At 70.2% G+C, this 20,700-nt stretch carries 18 protein-coding genes and 1 pseudogene; 12 read left to right on the forward strand and 7 right to left on the reverse strand.

Translation table 11 applies throughout. The features are described from left to right. Positions 1–497: 497 nt before the first annotated feature. Together AC1DW8_RS03515 and AC1DW8_RS03520 are read right to left on the reverse strand one after the other, a co-directional pair. Entirely contained in the window at positions 498–1,661 is a 1,164-nt protein-coding gene (locus tag AC1DW8_RS03515) for a glycosyltransferase (protein WP_478091902.1), read from the reverse strand. Further along, positions 1,654–2,358, reverse strand: coding sequence for a class I SAM-dependent methyltransferase (locus tag AC1DW8_RS03520; protein ID WP_478091904.1), 705 nt, complete (start codon positions 2,356–2,358; stop codon positions 1,654–1,656). Before AC1DW8_RS03520 ends, AC1DW8_RS03515 begins: the two co-directional genes overlap by 8 nt. 353 nt (positions 2,359–2,711) lie before the next feature. Here AC1DW8_RS03520 and AC1DW8_RS03525 point away from each other — a divergent pair, with 353 nt between their 5' ends. Then, complete coding sequence (locus AC1DW8_RS03525; protein WP_478091906.1) at positions 2,712–3,620, forward strand: NAD(P)-dependent alcohol dehydrogenase; 909 nt, start codon at positions 2,712–2,714, stop codon at positions 3,618–3,620. Between the two features lie 376 nt (positions 3,621–3,996). Here AC1DW8_RS03525 and AC1DW8_RS03530 read toward each other — a convergent pair whose 3' ends face one another. Further along, entirely contained in the window at positions 3,997–5,250 is a 1,254-nt protein-coding gene (locus tag AC1DW8_RS03530; RefSeq protein ID WP_478091909.1) for a Vps62-related protein, read from the reverse strand. Between the two features lie 548 nt (positions 5,251–5,798). On the opposite strand from AC1DW8_RS03530, the gene istA reads away from it, so the two are divergent. Next, positions 5,799–7,058 carry an IS21 family transposase gene (gene istA, locus AC1DW8_RS03535; protein WP_478091911.1) on the forward strand — a complete coding sequence of 420 codons (1,260 nt, stop codon included), beginning with the start codon at positions 5,799–5,801 and terminating at the stop codon, positions 7,056–7,058. Continuing rightward, positions 7,058–7,853, forward strand: a pseudogene (gene istB, locus AC1DW8_RS03540) (IS21-like element helper ATPase IstB). The gene istA and the pseudogene istB overlap by 1 nt, the downstream one beginning before the upstream one ends. A gap of 458 nt (positions 7,854–8,311) precedes the next feature. Here the strand turns inward: istB and AC1DW8_RS03545 are convergent. Then, entirely contained in the window at positions 8,312–11,170 is a 2,859-nt protein-coding gene (locus tag AC1DW8_RS03545) for a helix-turn-helix transcriptional regulator (RefSeq protein ID WP_478091913.1), read from the reverse strand. Between the two features lie 795 nt (positions 11,171–11,965). On the opposite strand from AC1DW8_RS03545, the gene AC1DW8_RS03550 reads away from it, so the two are divergent. The 6 genes from AC1DW8_RS03550 (at position 11,966) to AC1DW8_RS03575 (ending at position 16,791) form a co-directional block, all read left to right on the forward strand. Further along, the gene (locus tag AC1DW8_RS03550; RefSeq protein ID WP_478091915.1) at positions 11,966–12,247 is read left to right on the forward strand and encodes an ASCH domain-containing protein; all 282 of its coding nucleotides are present in this window, start codon (positions 11,966–11,968) and stop codon (positions 12,245–12,247) included. Positions 12,248–12,554: 307 nt separating this feature from the next. After that, a complete protein-coding gene (locus tag AC1DW8_RS03555) occupies positions 12,555–12,752 on the forward strand; it encodes a hypothetical protein (protein WP_478091917.1) in 198 nt (65 codons plus the stop codon). A gap of 49 nt (positions 12,753–12,801) precedes the next feature. Continuing rightward, a complete protein-coding gene (locus AC1DW8_RS03560) occupies positions 12,802–13,545 on the forward strand; it encodes a nucleotidyltransferase family protein (protein WP_478091919.1) in 744 nt (247 codons plus the stop codon). A 48-nt stretch (positions 13,546–13,593) separates the two neighbouring features. Beyond that, positions 13,594–14,481 (forward strand): AAA family ATPase, encoded by an 888-nt coding sequence (locus AC1DW8_RS03565; protein ID WP_056825789.1) that lies wholly within the window; start codon positions 13,594–13,596, stop codon positions 14,479–14,481. Next, positions 14,478–15,629, forward strand: a complete 1,152-nt coding sequence (locus AC1DW8_RS03570) for a vWA domain-containing protein (protein WP_478091921.1) — start codon at positions 14,478–14,480, stop codon at positions 15,627–15,629. The genes AC1DW8_RS03565 and AC1DW8_RS03570 overlap by 4 nt, the downstream gene beginning before the upstream one ends. Then, positions 15,622–16,791: an XdhC family protein gene (locus tag AC1DW8_RS03575; RefSeq protein WP_478091923.1), complete on the forward strand. Its 1,170-nt coding sequence runs from the start codon at positions 15,622–15,624 to the stop codon at positions 16,789–16,791. Before AC1DW8_RS03570 ends, AC1DW8_RS03575 begins: the two co-directional genes overlap by 8 nt. A gap of 34 nt (positions 16,792–16,825) precedes the next feature. On the opposite strand, the gene AC1DW8_RS03580 is transcribed toward AC1DW8_RS03575, so the two are convergent. Together AC1DW8_RS03580 and AC1DW8_RS03585 are read right to left on the reverse strand one after the other, a co-directional pair. After that, positions 16,826–17,260, reverse strand: a complete 435-nt coding sequence (locus AC1DW8_RS03580; RefSeq protein WP_478091925.1) for a DUF309 domain-containing protein — start codon at positions 17,258–17,260, stop codon at positions 16,826–16,828. Positions 17,261–17,336: 76 nt separating this feature from the next. Continuing rightward, positions 17,337–17,837, reverse strand: a complete 501-nt coding sequence (locus AC1DW8_RS03585; protein ID WP_056825794.1) for a cupin domain-containing protein — start codon at positions 17,835–17,837, stop codon at positions 17,337–17,339. Between the two features lie 73 nt (positions 17,838–17,910). On the opposite strand from AC1DW8_RS03585, the gene AC1DW8_RS03590 reads away from it, so the two are divergent. Then, positions 17,911–18,522 carry a TetR/AcrR family transcriptional regulator gene (locus tag AC1DW8_RS03590; protein ID WP_056775394.1) on the forward strand — a complete coding sequence of 204 codons (612 nt, stop codon included), beginning with the start codon at positions 17,911–17,913 and terminating at the stop codon, positions 18,520–18,522. Positions 18,523–18,527: 5 nt separating this feature from the next. Here AC1DW8_RS03590 and AC1DW8_RS03595 read toward each other — a convergent pair whose 3' ends face one another. Next, positions 18,528–19,043, reverse strand: a complete 516-nt coding sequence (locus AC1DW8_RS03595) for a PaaI family thioesterase (RefSeq protein ID WP_478091928.1) — start codon at positions 19,041–19,043, stop codon at positions 18,528–18,530. Positions 19,044–19,127: 84 nt separating this feature from the next. Between AC1DW8_RS03595 and AC1DW8_RS03600 the strand changes: the two genes are divergently transcribed. After that, positions 19,128–19,865 (forward strand): FadR/GntR family transcriptional regulator, encoded by a 738-nt coding sequence (locus AC1DW8_RS03600; RefSeq protein WP_478091930.1) that lies wholly within the window; start codon positions 19,128–19,130, stop codon positions 19,863–19,865. After that, positions 19,865–20,692, forward strand: coding sequence for a sterol desaturase family protein (locus AC1DW8_RS03605; RefSeq protein ID WP_478091932.1), 828 nt, complete (start codon positions 19,865–19,867; stop codon positions 20,690–20,692). Before AC1DW8_RS03600 ends, AC1DW8_RS03605 begins: the two co-directional genes overlap by 1 nt. Positions 20,693–20,700: the final 8 nt, after the last annotated feature.

Genomic DNA, 20,700 nt, shown 5'->3' on the forward strand with positions numbered 1-20,700 from the left:
TCTGCCGTCTCCAACAGCCGCGGTCGACTGCGGATGTGACGCAGGCTCGACACGAGCGATTCGCGCCATGGCCGGGCGCATCCTGTCGAACCGAGATCCATCCCCGTCGTCACGCTGAGATTGTGAACTGAGGTGGATCATCAGGTGATTCGCCGCCACGTCCAAGCGCGTGCCGACCGCGGTAGCCGCGTGTGCCACGGCGACTAGAGCGTCCCTCGGTGCTGTCCAGTCGGTTTGCCCAGCAAACCGCGGACCCGACCCCGAGCACGGAAACACCCACGGATGCCCGGTGTCGGCAGGAGATCGAGGAACCAGTCGGTGACGGCGAAGACCACTATCGGCGCTGTCGCGAGGACCCAGATGGCAGCAGCGAGGGCGTGCCTCCGGCGGAGCCCCGACATGGCCAAGATGTTACTGACGGATCCCGAGTGCAGTCGCTCCGCTAAGGTCCGCTGGGGCGGGTCGGCAGGCGGCGGGATGACGCAGCGGTGAGCCGGTCACGGCTCGATCGACCGGTTCGTGTCACGCGGGTGCGTCGGCGGCTCGCTGCGGTGAGGCGAGGGACTTATGTGGGGTGGCCGGTTGCTCAGCATGAGCTGCCGGTAGGTGTCGGCGTAGTACGGCGCGATCTGCTCAGGGGTGAAGCGTGCGGCGTAGACGCGCCCCGGTGTGGGGTCGGGTACCCCCCGCCCGTGCAGGAGCTCGTCGATGGCGCAGGCGAGCTCTTCGGGGTCCTCGGGCGGGACGAGCACACCGCGGCCCTGTCCCAACGTGACGGGCAGCCCTTCGACGGCGCTGGCAAGGACGGGCACCCCCAGGCCCAGGGCGAGGACGGCACTCTGGGACCAGGCTTCCTCGCGGGACGGGACGACGTGCAGGTTGGCTCCTGAGATGTAGGAGCCGGGCGAACGCACCCATCCCGGCAGGAGAACCCGGTCGGACAGGCCGAGGGCGTGCGACCGGGCAGTGAGGGACTCGCGCAGCGGGCCGTCTCCGAGGAGGAGCGTCGTCGGCGGATCGGGGAGCAGGGCCAGTGCCTCGAGCAGGACGTCGACACCCTTCTCGGGGTGCAGGCGCCCGGCGAAGGTCACCCTGAGGCTGGGCAGGCCGGGCAGCGGTCGCGCATCGAAGCCGTCGACGATGGAGCGTCCCTCGAGCATCCGGCTTTCCGGGACGCCGAGTGATTCGGCGAAGCCGCGTGCGGCGGGGCCGTGGGCGAAGAAGGCCGCAAGGCGTCCGGCGGCGGCGCGGGCCTGGGCGACATGGTCGCCGTACGGCCAGGTCATGGCGTTGTGCTCGGAGGCCACGAGCGGAACCCCGTCGGGCACGGCGGCGGCTGCCGCCCACCAGGCCCCGAACATGTGGGCGTGGACGAGGTCGGCGTCGGCCAGGCGGGGGCGCAGCCATGCTGCGAAATCGGTCGACGGCACCCATTGCAGGTGTGCCTCCCGAGCGAAGGTCTCGACGGGCACGTCGAAGGCGGCCGCGAGGGCGATCCCTTCGTCGGTGGCGTCCCCGGCGTACAGGCGGGTGTCGAAACCCTCGGAGCGCAGGGCGGCGGACAGCCGCAGCGCGGAGAGCTGGGCCCCCCCACGCTCCAGCACTCCGATGATTCGCGCGATGGTGAGCGGCCGCCGGCCCGTCGAGGTCGGGTCAGCCATGGCTGGGGCCCGAGCCCTCGGCGGCCAGCCGGGCCACGGCTACGCCCCCACGCTCGGGGCTGCGGTCGAAGGTGAGGCCGGTCTCGTGCTCCCACCGGCGCAGGACCTCCTGCTCCCCGGGACGATCGGTGTCGTCGAGAACGACGGTGGCGCCCGGGGCAAGGAGGTCTGCGAGAACCGGCAGGGCGGGGTAGCGGGCCAAGCCGTGGCCGGTGGCATGAGCGGGCGGGCCGTCCACCAACAGCAGGTCGATCGAGTCTCCTCGTAGCGCTTCGCGAAGTCCCTGGGCCAGGGCCGCCTCGTCGTACCAAGCGAGGCCGGGGTCGGCGCGGGCGTGCGGCACCAACGGCGCTGGAACGATCGTGACATCGGTCCCAATGCCTTCGCGATCGAGCTGGTCGCGCACCCACCGGGCCCAGACCGGGTCGTGCTCGACGCTCGCCATGAGGAAGCCACCGGGCGGTGGTCGCTGGTGCAGCAGGCGGGCCAGCAGAACGGTGCTCACACCGCTGCCCAGCTCGACGATGCGACGCCGCTCGTTCAGGACGATGTCGTTGCACACGGTCACGAGCCCGGCGGGTCGCATCGCGCCCGAACTCCACGGCAAGTACGGGCCGGACAGTGCAGTAAGCCCGTGCAGGGCGGCCCCGTCAGAGAAGCCACGACCTGCCGGCGTCGAGAAACTGGGCACGGCCACAGGCCGACCGTAGCGCGTGACGGACCCACAAGCGGAGGTGTGTCATCGATCTGCATCGTGTCCGCCGAGTGCTGGTCAGAGAGGTAACCGATGACGTCCAATGGCCGCCCGGGAGGGCGCGCTCGTAACGCGACGGCCCGAGCGAGCGCAGTCAACTGGCCCTTGCAACGGTGGCGACTCGGCACGTCCGGAACACGGCAGGCGCCCCCTCACGCGGCGGTAGGACGTGACCGCTTGGCGGCGAAAGGACGCAGGCCCTTGGCGCAGGCCTGACAGGATCGAGGCATGACCGCGTTGGAGGGGACATGAGGGCTGTCGTATACGAGCGCTACGGGGGCCCCGACGTGTTGCGTATGGAGGACGTCCCGACTCCGTCCCCCGCTGCCGGGCAGGTCCTGGTGAAGATCGCGGCAACGTCGATCAACCTCAGCGACTGGGAGGGCCTTCGTGGCTCGCCCTTGTACGCGCGCATGGGTGGGCTGCGCGCGCCGCGACGTCCGACGCTTGGCTCGGATATCGCCGGGCTTGTCAAGGCAGTCGGCCAGGGCGTCACTCGATTCCATCCGGATGACGAGGTCTACGGCGACAACCTGCAGCTCATGGGCGGCTTCGCCGAGTACTCGGTTGCCCGCGAGTCGGCCCTGGCTTTCAAGCCAGCGGAGCTGACCTTCGCCGAGGCGTCGACGATCCCGCAGGCCGGCGCGATCGCGCTTCAGGGCACTGCCCGCGCCTCGACCGGGAGCCGAGTGCTCATCAACGGTGCGGGCGGCGGCTCTGGTTCCTTCGCGATCCAGCTAGCCAAGCGCTCAGGTGCTCACGTCACCGGCGTCGACAACGCACACAAGCTGGAGTTCATGCGGACCCTCGGTGCCGATGAGGTGATCGACTACCGCCGCGATGACTTCACCCGGGGCCACGAGCCGTACGACCTCATCCTGGACCTCGTGGCCCACCGGTCGGTCTTCGCTTACCGTCGCGCGCTCGCTCCCGGCGGCTGGTACCGATGCGTCGGCGGGTCCGTCCGATCACTGCTTCGGGTGCTCACGATCGGTGCGACGGTAGGCATGATCACGGGCCGCCACCTCGGGGTGCTAGCCGTGAAGCCGGGTCCGGCCCACTTCCAGCCGTTGACCAATCTGTGCCTCGCCGGTCAGGTGGGCATCCACATCGACCGCACCTACCCACTCGATGAGGTACCGGAAGCGCTGGCCCACGTCGGGCAGGGCCGCGCCCTCGGCAAGGTCGTCATCACCCCAACCTGAACACGGCGCGCTCGGGCCGTCTGAACGGGGACGCCTCGCCGCGGACGGCCACATAAAGAGTCACCCTGAAGAGTCATCGCAACCGCGCGGGGCGGATGACTTGGAGTTCATCCGCAGATCCGGGTGGCTTAGCGACGGAAAGACACAAGTTGCTGTTGGAGCCCCTGGTACGACGCGTCGCGAGCTGTATATGACAGCACCGGAACGTGAGAGGTGGGCGGGCGACAGTACTCAACTACGTCAAGGTCACGTTGTGACAGGCGTCAAATAGGCGCCCCTCCCGCACGCTCTCGAGGTCGGGGGCCGGTGCCCTAAGCGGGGACGTAGGTCTCCCCGGACTCTGCGGGTCCGGGGAGCCCTACGTCGAAGGGGAAAACTACTCGTTGGCCACCTTGGGCTTCGCCGGCGGGAACTGGGTCACGTAGATCGTGGCGGGCACGTTGTACCCGGCGCTGTCCGTGTTCACCTGCGAGCCGTCTTGGCGATAGAGGGAGTACGTGCTGTTCAGCACGTACATGGCGATGGCCGTCATCGGAGGCACGACGTATGTCGTCTTCTTCGAGGTCTCGCTACTCCACCCGTTGGAGCTGGAGGTCGTATACGTGAACTTCTGACTCAGCTTGACGCTGCCCTTGACGAGCTTGCTGAACCCGTATTCGAAGCCCAGCTCGATACCCGTCTCGGATGCGAACGAGGTGGCGCTACTGCCGTTCACTCCCACGGTGACCTGCAGTTCCCGGGTGATGGATTCCGACTCGTCGTTGAACCAGAAAGCGTCGTCCAAGGCCCATTTGTCGGTGCGCTCGAGCCGGTAGGTCGGCGACTTGACCATGCTCTGTAGCGCCGGGTAGTCAGGGTCATTGACGGCGAACCACGGCAGGCTGCTGGTGACGGTGGCTGCTCCCGCGCCGAACGGTCCGGGGTTCACGTTGCTCGTCAGCGCCGGGTAGGCGGGCGGCGCCGGTTCAGGCTGCTCGGGAAGGGCCACCGCGAAGGAGTAGAGGGTCGTCGGCTCGGCCCGCACGGTGTTCTCGTCATAGGACCCTGACCCACAGAACGTGCCGGGGGCCAGCGACAGCGTGCCCGGCGCGGCGGCGGGCGGGAGGACCTCCCACGAGCCGAAGTCGCCGTGGGCGCCACTGCCCGCGTCGCACCACACCGATGCGCCTGGGGTGGCCCGGTGGACCAGCGACTGGGAGACGCAACGGACGGCGTCCAGAGACGGCTGGTTGTAGCCGCCGACCACGACCAGTCCCATCGCGATGTAGCCGTCGGGAGCGATCGGTCGCCAGACGGAGCCGTCGTTGTTACCGCCGGAGCCGTGGTCGGCCCAGATCTGGGTGTAGCCGGTGGGGGCGGCCAGCGCCGTGCCGGTCAAGTCCTTGACGACGACGATGGCCCGGTCACCTGACGGGTTGTAGTTGTAGTTGCCGCCGTTGTTGACCCCGAGGCTGCCCAACGACCAGTAGCCAAGCATGCCCGAGACGTTGGGATGCCAGAACGAGCCGCACGCGGCGGCGCCGGTGCCCTTGTCGTCGTAGACCCAGTCGAAGGTCGTCGTGAAGCCGATCTCGAGAGCACCCCCGACCAGCCATGTTGTTGCTTCAGTGTCCGGTGCGATAGCGGTCATCGTTGCTCTCTTCCCTGGAGACACTCAGCTGCCGTGACTCGGCACCGGGTGTGGCCGAAACGTTACATTTGTCCGATATGTGCCGCAGCGAAATGGGCAAAGTGGCCGGTGCCGCCTGGGTCGGTTCCTGTCCCCAAGCTCGGTCCACGGAACGTCCGGTCTTGCGCAGAGCGGAGTGCCGAGGAGCGGTCACGTCGCGCGTTCATACGGAGAAGGTGTCTTGCTCCGCATCACGAAACCTCAAGGTCCTCGGGCCGTCCCCGCGCCCCATGAAGGCTTCGAGCGCAGTTGCAGCACTGTCGCGCAACTGCTCCCACACCTGGACAAGCCCGGACGTCGGGCAGCGCGAGTAGTCCTCAGGGATTACCGACGCTGCAACGTCAAGGTCCCCCTCAATCCGGGCAGAGGCTCTCGACCTCCGGGCGGTCCCTCTCTGTAACCAGCCAAGACCGTGCCGGCCGTGGCGCTCTCATATCTGTCGGCGTCGGGTGAAAACTGACCCCTGATCGACGGGTGAAAACGGACCCCTCTCCGTGAGCCTGTGGAGGGTGATCAGCGTGGAGGACTGGGCAGAGATTCGCCGGTTGCATCGGGCCGAGCAGATGCCGGTCAAGGCGATCGCGCGTCGGTTGCGGATCTCCCGGAACGCGGTGCGGCGGGCGTTGGCCAAGGACAGCCCGCCCCGGTACGAGCGGCCGGGGAAGGGCTCGTGCGTGGATGCGGTCGAGCCGGCGATCATCGAGCTGCTGCGCTCGTGTCCGACGATGCCGGCCACGGTGATCGCGCAGCGGGTCGGCTGGCAGCGGTCGTTGACGGTGCTGAAGGATCGGGTGCGTGAGCTGCGGCCGTTGTTCCTGCCGCCGGACCCGGCCACCCGCACCGCGTATGTCGCTGGGGACCGGGTGCAGTGCGACTTGTGGTTCCCGCCGGTCGACATCCCGCTCGGGTTCGGGCAGGTGGCGCGGCCGCCGGTGCTGGTGATGGCCGCGGGGCACTCGCGGATGCTGTTCGCGGTGATGATCGCCTCCCGTGCGGCGCCGGACTTGATCGCGGGGCACTGGCTGTTGTTGAGCGAGCACCTGCGCGCGGTGCCGCGGCAGCTGGTGTGGGACAACGAGTCGGCGGTCGGGTCCTGGCGGGCTGGCAGGCCCCGGCTGACCGAGGAGTTCGAGGCCTTCCGCGGCATTCTGGGCTGCGGTGTGCACCAGTGCCGCCCGCGGGACCCGGAGGCCAAGGGCATCGTGGAGCGGGCCAACCAGTACCTGGAAACCTCGTTCCTGCCCGGGCGCACGTTCACCGGCCCGCGTGACTTCAACGCTCAGCTGAAGGCGTGTCTGCCGGTGGCGAACACCCGGATCGTGCGCCGGATCGGGTGCGCTCCGACGGCGCGGTGGGACGCCGACCGGGCCGCGATGCTGCCGCTGCCGCCGGTGGCCCCGGTCCCGGGCTGGCGCCACCAGCTCCGCCTCGGGCGGGACCACTACGTGCGCGTGGCCGGCAACGACTACTCGGTGGACCCGGTCGCGGTCGGTCGCACGGTGCAGGTCTTCGCCGATCTGGACACCGTGACTGTCACCCTGGCCGGGCGGCCGGTCGCCACCCATGAACGGTGCTGGGCCAAACACCAGAGCATCACCGACCCGGTCCACCATGCCGCCGCCTTGGCGCTGGCCCACACCGCCGCTCACCGACCCACGAGGTCCGGTGACGACGGCATCCAACAGGTCGAAGAGCGGGACCTCTCCGTGTACGACACCGCCTTCGGCATCACCGAAACCGACGAGATCACCGACGGGCGGGTCGCGTGATGCCCGCCAAAATCTCCGCCACGACCCGGGACGTGGGAGCCGAGCTGGCGTTCTTGACCCGCGCGTTGAAGGCGCCATCGCTACGCGAGGCCGTCCCGCGGCTGGCCGAACGGGCCCGTGCTGACGCGTGGACCTTCGAGGAGTTCCTCGCCGCGTGCCTGCAACGTGAGGTCGCCGCCCGCGAGTCCCACGGTGGTGAAGGCCGCATCCGCGCAGCCCGGTTCCCCGCCCGAAAAGCGTTGGAGGAGTTTGACTTCGACCACGCCCGCGGTCTGTCCCGTGAGGTCATCGCGCACCTGGGCACCCTCGACTTCGTCGCCGCGAAGGACAACGTCGTCTTCCTCGGCCCGCCCGGCACCGGCAAGACCCACCTCGCGACCGGGATCGCGATCCGCGCCTGCCAAGCCGGGCACCGGGTCCTGTTCGCGACCGCCTCCGAGTGGGTCGACCGCCTCGCCGGCGCCCACCACGACGGCCGCCTGCAGGACGAGCTGCGACGCCTCGGGCGGTACCCGCTGCTGGTCATCGACGAGGTCGGCTACATCCCGTTCGAGCCCGAGGCCGCGAACCTTCTTCCAGCTCGTGTCCTCCCGCTACGAACGGGCCTCGCTCATCGTCACCAGCAACAAGCCCTTCGGGCGGTGGGGCGAGGTGTTCGGCGACGACGTCGTGGCCGCCGCCATGATCGACCGGCTCGTCCACCACGCCGACGTCGTCAACCTCAAAGGCGACTCCTACCGGCTCAAGAACCGCGACCTAGGCCGCGTCCCGACAGCGGTGGGCGCCGAGGACTGACCATGACCAACCCAAGGAGAGGGGTCCGTTTTCACCCGTCGCGAAGGGGTCCATTTTCAGCCGCCGTTGACAATATCTGCCTGACATCTCCCAAGACCGCGTGATCTGGCGCTCCCGCAAGCTGAGTCGGCGGCTTTGGCCGCATGCCCATCGCATCGTTCACGTCGGGTCACGGTCGACTTGGCAGAATATATATGCGCTCGACCATGCTGAGCGCGCATTGCCGAGCGGCGATCCTTGACGGGCTCACGCAACCGACAAGCGGCGGAGTGACGCGGGTCGTCTACGCGCCTCGCCGCATGTCCGGATGTGGATTGTGACTCGCATAGCCCCATCGCGCTCCCCGGCTCGCGCACGACCTGGTACGCGGGGTCTTGGTTGAGTTCGGCGAGGAGCGAGGGTCGAGCGGGTGTGAGAACCGACTCGGGTTGAGTGGAGGCCTGGGGTCCCGGGTCTGTTCAGTTCGATCGTCGGGCCAACGCTGCCGCCTCCCCGCGGTTCGCGACGCCGAGCTTGGCGAGGATTCGGCTGACGTGCAGCGCGACGGTCTTCTCGCTGATGAAGAGGGACCGGGCGATGGCGCGGTTCGTGGCCCCCTGTGTGAGCTTTTCGAGGACGTCGCGCTCGCGCGGGGTGAGGCGATCTTGGCGGTGTGGGGCGTCGGCTGCGCTGGCGGGTAGCGGGACCCGATGCCGTCGCGCCTCTGAGACTGCCTGGTCCGCGTACCAAGCTGCACCCATGGACTCAGCGGAGCGCCAGAGTGCGATCAGGCTCTCCTTGCCGTCCTCGCGTTGTCCGTGGATCAGCTGTTCGCGGGCGTGCTCGAGCTGGGGGCGCAGTGCCAAGTACGCACCGAAGTGCTCTGCGGCGGCGGCGGCGCGGGCCCATTCGTCGATGGCGGGCTGCCGGTTCAGCCGTGCGGCGAAGGCCTGGGCTGTGGCTAGGTGTGCGCCGTAGATCGACGCGGCCCAGTCCGGGCTGAGGCCGGCCTCGGCGGCGGCCAAGGCGCCTTCTGCTGCTTGGGGCAGTCCGTCGGGTACTTGGTGCCCGGTCCTGCCGGCGGCGCAGAGTGCCTGCATCGCGCACCGGGCGCGGATGGCGGCCTGCACGGGTGACTCCGTCTTGGGGTTCGCCAACAATTGGGAAGCAGCTAGCAGCTGGCGTGCCGTGTGGCCCAGCTGTTCGAACAGCTCGACCCGCCGTAGCGTGTCGCCCGGAGCGTAGAGGTGTGGTCCGTGGTTCGCCGCGATGGTCCGTTCTTCGATGGCCAGTGCTGCATCGTGGTCACCGGCGGCCATGAGCAGTTCCACCTCGGCCCATCGACGTCTGTGCTCGACATATCCCCGGGCGGTGAGACCGTCGAGGCGTCTCCTTGCGTCGGCGAGCCGACCGCGCCAGATCAGAACGTCCAGCTCCTGCTCGGCGTTGGAGTTCGCGATGCGGATGAGTCCTTGCTCGAGAGCGGCATCTTCGCCTTGTTTGGCAAGGTCGCAGCCCTCGTCGAGCCGGCCGGCACAGATGTACTCCCACGCGAGGTCCGCCCGCTGTGCGAGTGCGTTCCCTGGCGTTTGCTCTTGCTCGGCCAGCTCGACGGCTGCCCGGCTGGCGGCCAGCGCGTCGGGCAGACGTCCGAGCTCGTGCTGGGCTCGGGCGACAGCCATCTGGCACACGTATTCTGCAGTTCCTGCCCCCACGGCTCGCGCGACGTTTCCGGCAGCTTCCGCTGCGTCCAGCGCTTGTGTGTACTCGAAGACTTGTAGGTGCAGGCGGGCCTTCGTCGCCAGCGCTTGGGCCAGCTCCGCGGACGGCGCATCGGAGGCGAGGGTGATGGCGCGCTCGGCGGCCGCCCAGTTGTCCACGAGACTGTCACCATCGACGCCCCAGTAATAGGAGAAGATGGTGAGCACCCGACTCGCCGCAAGTGGATCTCTCACATGATCGAGCAGGCGCATGGCATCCGCCAGCAGTCGCTGGGGGCGCTGGTCATGAGCAGACCTCACGAGCGACTCGGCGGCCAGGGCCGCGACCTCAGCATCGGTGAGGCCCGCGATCTCGGCTGCGTCCGGCACCCGGGGCCACAGGACGAGCGCGGCTTCTAGGTGGTCGGCGGCCTCGGGCGCGCCGTGCTGCTTGGCTGCAAGCCCCGCCTTGATGTGCGCGCCAAAAGCGGTCCCCGCGTCGCCGGCAGCGGAGGCGTGGAGGGCCAGGGCCGCTTGGACGCGCCACCGGACGGCCGCAGTCCCGACCTGGCCAAGCCGGCTCAGGACATCGGCGTACGCCTGGTGAAAGGCGATCCGTTCGGTCGGCAGAAGGCCCACCTCGACCGCATCACGCAGCAGCGCGTGCCGGAACAGCACCTGGTCACCGTGGCTGGTGAACACGCTCGCGTCAAGCGCTTCGTGGGCCAGAGCCTCAAAGGTCGGGGAGTCCAAGCCCGACGCCTCTTGCAACACGTCGAGGTCGATGGCCGCACCGCCCACGGAGGCCAAGCGCACCAACGCAGCCGCGGGCGCCGACAGTTGCGTGACGTGCCGCAGCAGCAGGTCATGAAGGGACGCCGGTACCGGCTCGGTCGGGGTCTTCATGATCTCCTCCGCATGGAGCGGGTTGCCTCCCGACCGGGTCAGGACCGAGGCCAACTCGGCCGCGGAGAGTGCGTGTCCCAGGAGGCGCCTCGCGAGCTCGGCGAGCTCGTCCGCGTTGAGGGGCCCCAGTTCCAACCGCACCGCTCCGGGTGAGAGCGCCAGCTCGGAAATCGCAGACCGGTCCGGGTGCTCAGCGCTCAGGTCGTCGGAGCGGACCGTACCCACCAGCAGCACCCGTGCCCGGCAAGTACGAACGAGCGCCAGAGCGAAGTCCCTCGTGGAGCGATCGGACCAGTGCAGGTCCTCGACAACAAGGACCAGCGCTTGCTCCACGGCCAGCGCGGCGGCCGCTGCGACAAGTCGCTCCAGGACGTCACCGCTGACCATGGTGTCCCCGGCAAGCCACCGGGCAGCCGCTGGGATCGATGTTGAATCGGCCGAACGCGAAGTCAGCACTTGGCGCAGAGCCTCAACGACCGGCCCGAACGGGGTGCCGGTCGAGAGGTCCAGGCAGTGGCCCTCCCCGCCGGCAAGCCGCCGCTGGGCAGCGCGCGCCAAGATGGCCCGGGCCAACGTCGTCTTGCCCACGCCCGCGTCTCCCACCAAAAGCAGCGCCCGCGCCCGTGGCAAGACATCTGGTTCAGCGTCGTCCGCCAGCGAATCGAGGAGCCGGTCGACCAACGCCAGTTCCGGTTCCCGTCCGATCAGCGGCTCGATTCCGGTCACGCTCATCCTCGGACCTCCGTCGACCGCCGCCCCTACCGCTTTCCCAGCCTAGGTTGCGGGCGGGGGCGACGGACCGGTTCGGGCAAACCGCCTCAGAGCGCTGAATTCCCGAGGTTTAGCAGAAGGGTGATCTCGTTGTGTAGGCGGCGCTTGCCGGCCCAGGGCGCGGCCCGGTAGGCCCCGCTCAGCTCCGCGCGGATGGCGCCGAGGTCTGTGCCACCGAGGACGGCCGTCCGGGGCGGGGGAGGCGGCGGATCGGGCAGTGGGCCGGCTGCTGCCAGGCCCGTTGGGACAGCAAACGTGCTCAAGGCGATCACCGTGATCGCCGTGGTGCGAAGGTTCATGGCGTGCTCCTGAATCGTGTTCTGTCGACACCCTGCCGACGTCTTCCACGATCGGTGGACACCCCCGTTCACCACATCGGACGTTCCACCAGTGTTGCGCCCGCGACTACCTATGCTCGTCACCAATCGGTGGACACGCGGCTCGACGCAGGTTGTGATGAGCGCTTCGCGGCGGAAGGGGCGTAGATGTTCTGAGGCAATGACTGGGCCGCCCGGCAGCCTTTCTGCTCACCGCCGGCGCGAGGGGTTGCGCATGGCGTTCGCCCCGTCAGCGACGACGTTGATTCAGGCTCCAAGGGTCCGGTAGCGCCTATTCGGGGCATGTCTGCGCCGTCATCAGGGCTGCGTGAGGCCGTCGTCTGGCGCGCGCGGATGGCAAGGCGCTGTTGGGGCGACATTCACTACCGCCCCTCGGATGAGCCGGGGCCGGGTCTGCGCGACGTAGCGTGTCGAGGTGATGTTCAGTCGCGAACTGCGAGCCGCGATCGCCTGCGGGGAGATCACCGTCACGATCCGCCGGTGGGACCGCCCGCAGGTCAAGGTCGGGGGCCGATACCGGACCGCGGGGGTCGTCATAAGGGTCGACGTCATGGAGGTCATGCCGTTCTCTGGCGTGACTTACGAGGACGTGCGCGCATCGGGCGAGACCGACCTCGAGGCGCTTCGCGATCGAGCCGCGCACTCCGGGCCGATCCACGACGACACCTTGGTCTACCGGATCCAGTTTCACGTCGTGTGACCGCGACGCGACGCCGCTGCACCGTGCGACCGCGATGTCTCCGCGGCAGTCAGCGCCGCTCTTTCTCGCTTCTCACCCCGTTCTGGTCGGTGTGTCGCCGAGCGCACAGACAGCGCGCCGTGGGCGGCCCACAGTGGGGGATCGGAAGTTCTCGTAGGACTGGAGGTGGACTCCGATGGCTGCCAGGAACCGAACCCAAACACCTTGTGGCGCAGAGGCCCTCACCGCGTCCGACCGCAGCCCAGCGGTGCAGCAGCACCGTCCGAGGCGAATCCGACGCCGTGCATCGATCGCACTGTTCCTCGCCGTGGCGGCTCTGGCAGTGCCGCACGCGGCGGCCGCGCTCGTGCCCATCCCACCCGCGCCGGTGAGGTTCCCGATCGCGGACGTCGGGCACACCGTCCTGACGATTGCCGCGCAGTACTCGCAGGCGCCGCTCACCGACAAGCGCAGACTCCACAACGAGATGGTGCTGCTGATCAACACGGGCCACGTGCCGATCTGAGCCACTGCGCAGCAGCGATCAGGTGCACCTCGACGGGTAGGTTCCGGGTGTGACCGAGAGCGACACCGCACCTCACCCAGCTGCGACCCACGGTCGAGCCGCCCACGTCCGCGGGCTCGTCCTGGCCGCAGGTGCCGGCAGGCGGATGGGCGGCCCCAAGGCTCTGGTTCGCCGACACCCTGACGAGCCGACTCTTGTCGAGCGCGCCGTCTCCCTGCTCCACGCCGGCGGCTGCTCCGGAATCACCGTCGTCGTCGGTGCCGCCGCCGACGAAGTGACGGCGATCGTCACCGCCCTTGGCCGAGATGTCGACGTCGTGACTTGCCCCGACTGGGACGAGGGCATGGGCGCCTCCCTCCGCGCCGGACTGACCGCGCTCACTCGCTCCACCCATGAGGGCGAGGGCTGCGTCGACGCCGTGCTCGTCACCCTCGTCGACCTCCCGGACCTGACACCCGAGGTCGTCGCAAGAGTCCTCGACGCCCCCGGCCATGTCGACAACGCCCACTCACCGCACCCCGACCCCGACGAGCACGCCGTCGAGCTCCACAAGACAGCCGCCCCCACCAACCAGGAGCTCCGAGCAACACTCCGCCGCGCGGCATACGACGGAGTCCCCGGACACCCCGCGCTCATCGGGCGCGACCACTGGGAGCAGGTCATCGCCTCGGCGACCGGCGACCACGGAGCCCGCCACTACTTCCGCACCACCCCTCACGAGCTCATCGAGTGCGGCGACCTCGCGACGGGCCGCGACGTCGACACCCGCGAGGAGCTCGACACGTCTCGCTGAAGAGGCCCTCCGCTTCCGCAACCCCCGTTCATGAGTGATGCTCAGGGGATGGATCACCTGTTCAACAGTGCCGACGACGTCACGACCGCCCTGGGCGGCACGGGCTATCTCGCCGACGAGGCGCTCGCGACGATCACCTTCCTCGCGACCCGGCTGAACCGCCCGATCCTGCTCGAGGGCGAGCCCGGCACCGGCAAGACCGCTCTCGCGGAGGGCCTCGCCCAGGCGCTGGACCTCAAGCTGATCCGCCTCCAGTGCTACGAGGGCATCGATGCGACGCAGGCCCTCTACGACTGGGACTTCCCGCGCCAGATCCTCCACCTCCGCACCGTCGAGGCCCTCAGCCGCGAGGAGCACCACGACGCCAAGGCCCTCGAGGCCGAGCTCTTCGACGAGCGCTTCCTCCTCGCCCGCCCCGTGCTCCAGGCCCTGCGCGAAGCCCCCTGCGTGCTGCTCATCGACGAGATCGACCGCGCTGACGACGAGTTCGAGGCCTTCCTCCTCGAGGTCCTGAGCACGTGGCAGGTGACGATCCCCGAGCTCGGCACCATCGCAGCCAAAACCCCGCCGATCGTCGTCCTCACCTCCAACCGCACCCGCGAGCTGCACGACGCGCTCAAGCGCCGCTGCCTCTACCACTGGATCGACCACCCCGGCCTGGCCCGCGAGCTCGAGATCGTGCGCACGCGCCTGCCCGAGGTGAGCGCCGCGCTCGCCGAGCAGGTCGTCACCCTCGTCCAGCGCCTCCGCACGGGTGGCGAGCTCATCAAGCCCCCGGGCGTCGCCGAGACGCTTGACTGGGCGCGCGCCCTCGAGACCGTCGGCGCCACCCGCCTCGACGCCGAGGTCGCCGCCGCCACCCTCGGCGCCGCCCTGAAGTATCGCGAGGACTCCGAGCGGATCCGCGCCTCGCTCGACAAGCTGCTCACCGCATGACCCGAGACCTCACGCCCGCCGCGCGCCCCGCCGCAACCACCCGGCCCCAGACCGAGCCCGACGTCGACGAGCTGCTCCTCGGCTTTGCCCGCGCCCTGCGCGCCGCCGGCATCAACGTCACCGCCGACCGCGAGCGCACCTTCCTCGTCGCTGCGGCCACCGTCGGCATGGGCGAGCGCAACGGGGTCTACTGGGCCGGCCGCTCGACCCTCACGTCCACGCCCGCGGACTTCCCGGCATACGACGAGCTCTTCGAGCGGTGGTTCGGCGGCGAGTCCATCCCGCAGGGCCGCCGCGTCGACATCCAGCGTCCACCCGTGCGCCAGGCGCCCCTCGGCGACAGCGAGGGGGAGGCCGGCGACGGCGACGCCGACACGATCCAGGCCAAGGCGAGCGCGCAGGAGGTGCTGCGCCACCGCGACGTCGCGAGCCTCAGCGCCGCCGACCGCGCGGCCGCCGCGCGCCTCTTCGCGAGCCTCGACCCCCGCTCGCCGCTGCGCCGCGCCCGCCGCCACGTCCGCGCGAGCAGCGGCACCGTCGACGGCCCCGCCACGCTCCGCGAGCAGCTGCGTCGGATGGGCGAGCCCGGCCGCATCCACCACCGCCGCCGCGGCACCCGCCCGCGCCGCATCGTCCTGCTCATCGACGTCTCCGGCTCCATGAGCCCGTATGCCGACAGCCTCCTCCGCCTCGCCCACGTCTTCGTGCGCACGGTGCCCCACGTCGAGGTCTTCACCATGGGCACCCGCCTGACCCACGTGACCCGGGCGCTCACCGAGCGCGATCCGGACCGCGCGCTCGCCGCCGCCGGACGCGTCGTCCCCGACTGGTCGGGCGGCACCCGCCTCGGCGAGGCCATCGGCGCCTTCCTCGACCGATGGGGCCGGCGGGGTATGGCCCGGGGCTCCGTCGTCGTTGTCATCTCCGACGGCTGGGAACGCGAGGGTCCGGAGGTGCTCGGTGAGCAGATGCGAAGGCTGGCCGCCCTCTCGCACCGGGTCGTGTGGGCCAACCCGCACCGCGGGAAGGTCGGCTACGAGCCGGTGCAGCAGGGGATCGTCGCGGCCCTGCCGCACATCGACGACTTCGTCGCGGGGCACTCGCTCGCGGCGTTCGAGGAGCTGATCGAGGTGGTGGCCCGTGCGTGAGGTGATGGACGAGCTGATGCGGTGGTGGTCGGCCGGCGAGACCGTCGGCGTCGGCACCGTCGTCGGCACGTGGCGCTCGGCGCCACGCCAGGCCGGCGCCTCGATGCTCGTCGGCCCGGGCGGCGAGGCCGTCGGCTCGGTCTCCGGCGGCTGCGTCGAGGGCGCCGTCTACGAGCTGAGCCAAGAGGTCGTCGAGACCGGCCGGCCGGTGCTCCAGCGCTACGGCGTCAGCGACGACGACGCGTATGCCGTCGGGCTGACCTGCGGGGGCATCCTCGACGTCTTCGTCGAGAAGGTCTCCCGCGAGACGTTCCCCGAGCTCGGCGACGTCGCCGCCGACATCGCGGCCGGCCGGCCCGTCGCCGTCGTCACCGTCATCGAGCACCCCGAGCCGACGTGGGTCGGCCGCCGCGTCGTCGTGCACGCCGAGGACGAAGGCGACGACGACACCTCCGTGCTCGGCTCGCTCGGCAGCGGGCGCGCGGACGACGCCGTACGCGACGACGCCCGAGGCCTTCTGGCACAGGGCCGCTCGGCCATCCTCACCTACGGCCCCGACGGGGAGCGTCGCGGCGAGGGCATGCGGGTCTTCGTCGCCGCGCACGCCCCGAAGCCGCGGATGCTCGTCTTCGGCGCCATCGACTTCGCCGCGGCCGTCGCGCGGGTCGGCGGCTTCCTCGGCTACTACGTCACCGTGTGCGACGCCCGGCCCGTCTTCGCGACGAAGACGCGCTTCCCCGGCGCCGACGAGGTCGTCGTCAAGTGGCCGCACGACTACCTCCAGAACGAGGTCGACGAGGGCCGCATCGACAGCCGCACCGTCATCGCCGTGCTCACCCACGACCCGAAGTTCGACGTGCCGCTGCTCGAGGTCGCGCTCCGGCTGCCCGAGGTCGCCTACATCGGCGCCATGGGCTCGCGGCGCACCCACGAGGACCGGCTCGAGCGGCTGCGAGAGGCCGGCCTCACCGACGACGAGCTGGCCCGGATGAGCTCACCGATCGGCCTCGACCTCGGTGCCCGCACCCCCGAGGAGACCGCGGTCTCGATCGCGGCCGAGATCATCGCGCTGCGGTGGGGCGGCGCCGGCGAGCGGCTCGCCGCGACCGAGGGCCCGATCCACCACCATCATCCCGCGCACGACAACCCGCTCGGCCACTGAGCACTCCGCTGTCGGCGGTGCCGCCGTCGGTCGGCTACTGCGAAGCGACCCGGTCACGCGCGCAGGAGACGACGGCCGTGAGGTCGAGCCCGTAGGTGGGACCCCCGCTCGCGGCATACTGCTGGAGCCTGTCGACGCCACGGTCGAGCAGCCGGTGAGCCCCGACCCCGTTGCCCCGAGCGGCGTGCGTCAGAGCGACGCAGAGCTGGGCGAGGCCTTGCCAGAGGTCACGCTCGCCATCGGGCCCGGCCTTCCAGCGGGCCTCGAGGACCTCGTGCGCCGAGAAGGGCCGCCCCTCCTCGACGAGGGCCTTGGCCGCAGCCAGGCTCTCGTGCGGCGGGAGTGGCTCCTCGGAGACCGGCTCGACACCTTCGGCGCCATACGGCAGCGGCCGACCGAGAGCATCCCGGGGTCGCTCCTGGCGGGGTCGCCCGGCCCCGTCGCGGTCGCGGTCGCTCGCGCCGGTCACCGCAGGTTCCGCTGGACGTGACGTCGGATGGGCAGCCTCATACGCCCACCGTAGGCCGTGCCCTCGCGGTCCGGTCCTACCCGTCGACCCGCGACGAGAACGGCGGCGGGCCGAGCAGCTCGATGCCGCCGTGCTCGCGGGCCGAGGCCGCGATGCGGTCGAAGTCGACCACCCCCGTGCTCGTCGCGGCGTCGATGGGCTCGCTGGCCCCGAGGTAGAACGCCTCGCACGTCCCTGGTGTGTGCAGGCACAGCATCCGCGCGCCCTCCGAGCCGACGAGGAACGCGTGCGGCACTCCGGCCGGTGCGAGCGCGACCCCGCCTGCCGTGACGCGGTGGTCCGTGCCGTCGAGGTGGACGAGCAGCTCTCCCTCGAGGACGACGAGGGTCTCGTCGGCGGGATGGGTGTGGAGCGGCGTGGCCTTGCCGGACTCCATCGACATCTCACACAGCAGGAAGGTGCCGCCCGTGTCCGCAGCGCGCGCCAGCCAGGTGTGGACCCCGCCGCCGTAGAACCACCGCCGCTCGGCGTCGTCCGCGTTGCGGACCAGGGACGGGACCATCTCGGTAGCGCTCATGTCGCGCCTTCTCTCGTCGGCGGCAGCATTTGGTACTGCCGTACCAAATTGAGACTGACGTACCATGTTCAGCATGTCAACCCCCTACGAGCAGGGCGGCTACGTCAACCCCAAGCGCCGCACGAGGCAGGCCCTCGTGACTGCCGCGCAGGACATCGTCGCCAACGGCCGCGCGCCCAAGGTCGAGGAGGCCGCCGCCGTTGCAGGGGTCTCGCGCACGACGGCCTACCGCTACTTCCCCAACCAGGCAGCCCTGCTCGCAGCAGCACACCCGGAGGTCGCAGCGCCCACGCTGCTCGACGCCGACGCCCCCGAGGACGTGGCCGTCCGGCTCGACGCGGTGGTCGTCCGTTTCGTCGAGCTCATCTTGTCGACCGAGGCGCAGCAGCGCACGATGCTGCGCCTGTCCCTCGACCCCGATCCCCAGCGTCGAGCCGACCTCCCGCTCCGGCAGGGGCGGGCCATCGGCTGGATCGAGACGGCCCTGGAGCCGCTCCGGGCCGAGCTCGGCGAGGACGCCATCCACCGCCTCACGCTGGCCGTCCGCAGCGCCATCGGCATCGAGTCCCTCGTCTGGCTCACCGACGTCGCGGGTCTCTCCCGCGAAGCCGCAGCCCGGACGATGCGCTGGTCCGCGGCGGCCATGCTCTCGGCAGCGCTCGCGGACGGCGGCCCGCTGGCCTGAGAGGCTCAGGTGCGAGGGCGCCAGCGCTTCCAGACGGCGGTCGCCTGCGCGCGCACCTTGCCGTCGAAGTGCAGCTCGACCGAGACCGTCATCTGCGGCTCGTCCGACTCGGTGACGGTCGCGAAGAGCTCGACCTCGTCGTGCAGGGGAGCCGGTCGGAGGTAGCGCACGTCGAGCCCGGCCGTGACGTAGGAGAGGTCGGCGCCCGGCAGCGGCGGCCAGCCCCGGCGCTCGGCCTCGAGCATGACGGCGGCCGCGCTGTGGCAGTCGAGGACCGTGCCGATGATGCCGCCGTTGAGGTAGCCGAGGCCGTTGTCGTGCTCGGGCCACGGCGTGAACGCCGCCGTCACGCCGCCCGCGCCTCTGTCACCGTCACGGTCGTCCCCGAGGGGATAGCTCTTGAGCTGGAGCCCCTTCGGATTGCCCTGCCCGCAGCCGAAGCACGGGAGGCTCGGGTAGAGCCGCTCCTGGATGCTGAGCGCATCGTCAGCGCGGGCGATGTCGACGTCGGTGTCCGGCATGCGCCCAACCTACAAGCGTGCGCCCGGTCACGAATTGGTCCAACCTCTTGATGAGTTGACGCACCCGGTGTCATCCTCGACGACATGAGTCAGAGTGGATTCAGCCCCGTCCCGCGACGGTCGGTCTCCGACGAGGTCTTCGCCGAGCTGCGCGACGCCGTGCTCACCGGCCGCTTCGCCCCCGGCGACTCGCTGCCGCCCGAGCGCGAGCTTGCCGCCTCCTTCGCCGTCAACCGGCACGCCGTTCGCGAGGCCCTCCAGCGCCTCCAGCTCGCCGGTTTCGTCCGCGTCGTCCACGGCGGCGGCACGACGGTCCTCGACGTGCGCAGCACCGCCGGCCTCGACCTGCTCGCCCACCTCGCCCGGTCGGGCGACGGGCTCGACCCGATGATCCTGCGCGACGGCCTCGAGATGCGCCGCTGCATCGGCATCGAGGCCTCCCGGCTCGCCGCGACCCGGGCGACCGAGCCGGCACGCGCGAGCGTCGTGGCGGCAGCGGCGGCATACGGCTGCCCCGACATCGACGACGCCGACCGCGACTTCTGGCTCGCCGTCGTCGAGGCGAGCGGCAACCTCACCTTCCGGCTCGCGCTCAACTCGCTCGTCCACGCCATCGACGGCAGCCCCGACGTCATGGATGCGCTGCTCGCCGGCGACCGCGCCGACCTGCTCCCGCACGCGCCGCTCGCCGAGGCCATCGCCACCGGTGACGCCGCCGAGGCCGCGCGTCTCGCCGACGCGATCCTCACCCAGGCCATCGACGTGTGGGCCTCGCTCACCGACGACGGTCGCACGCTCGACCCGATGACCAAGGGGGCGTGATGGTCGACATCATCGTCACGGCGATCCCCTTCTTCATCGTCTTCATCGTCATCGAGGTGCTGTCGCTGTGGCTCGCGCCCGACGACGACGAGGTCGGCTACGAGGTCCGCGACACCGTCACGAGCCTCACGATGGGCATCGGGAGCGTCGGCGTCGGGATCCTCTACAAAGCATCCCAGCTCGTCGTCTACGCCGCGTTGTATGCCGTGACGCCCCTGCGCCTCGACACCTCGCTGTGGTGGGTGTGGGTCGTCATCTTCTTCGCCGAGGACCTCGCCTACTACTGGTACCACCGCGCCCACCACGAGGTGCGCATCCTCTGGGCCAGCCACGTGGTGCACCACTCGAGCCAGCGCTACAACTTCTCCACGGCGCTGCGCCAGACGTGGACCCCCTTCGGCGGCATCCCGTTCTGGGCGCCGCTCGCGCTCCTCGGCGTGCCGGTCTGGGCGATCTTCCTCCAGCAGTCGATCTCGCTGCTCTACCAGTTCTTCCTGCACACCGAGCGCGTCGGGAAGCTCTGGCGCCCAGTGGAGTTCGTCCTGAACACGCCCTCGCACCACCGCGTTCACCACGGCATGAACAACGCCTACCTCGACCGCAACTACGGCGGCATCCTCGTCATCTGGGACCGGCTCTTCCGCTCGTTCGAGCCCGAGGGTGAGCGCGTCGTCTACGGCCTGACGAAGCAGCTGCGCACCTACAACCCGCTCGTCGTCGCCACCCACGAGTACGCCTCGATCTGGGCCGACGTCCGCGGCGCCCGCTCGTGGCGCGACCGGTGGGGCTTCGTCGCCCGCGGCCCGGGCTGGCAGCCCCGCACCTGAATCCGCAC

This window comes from Terrabacter sp. P2_E3, from assembly GCF_056403915.1.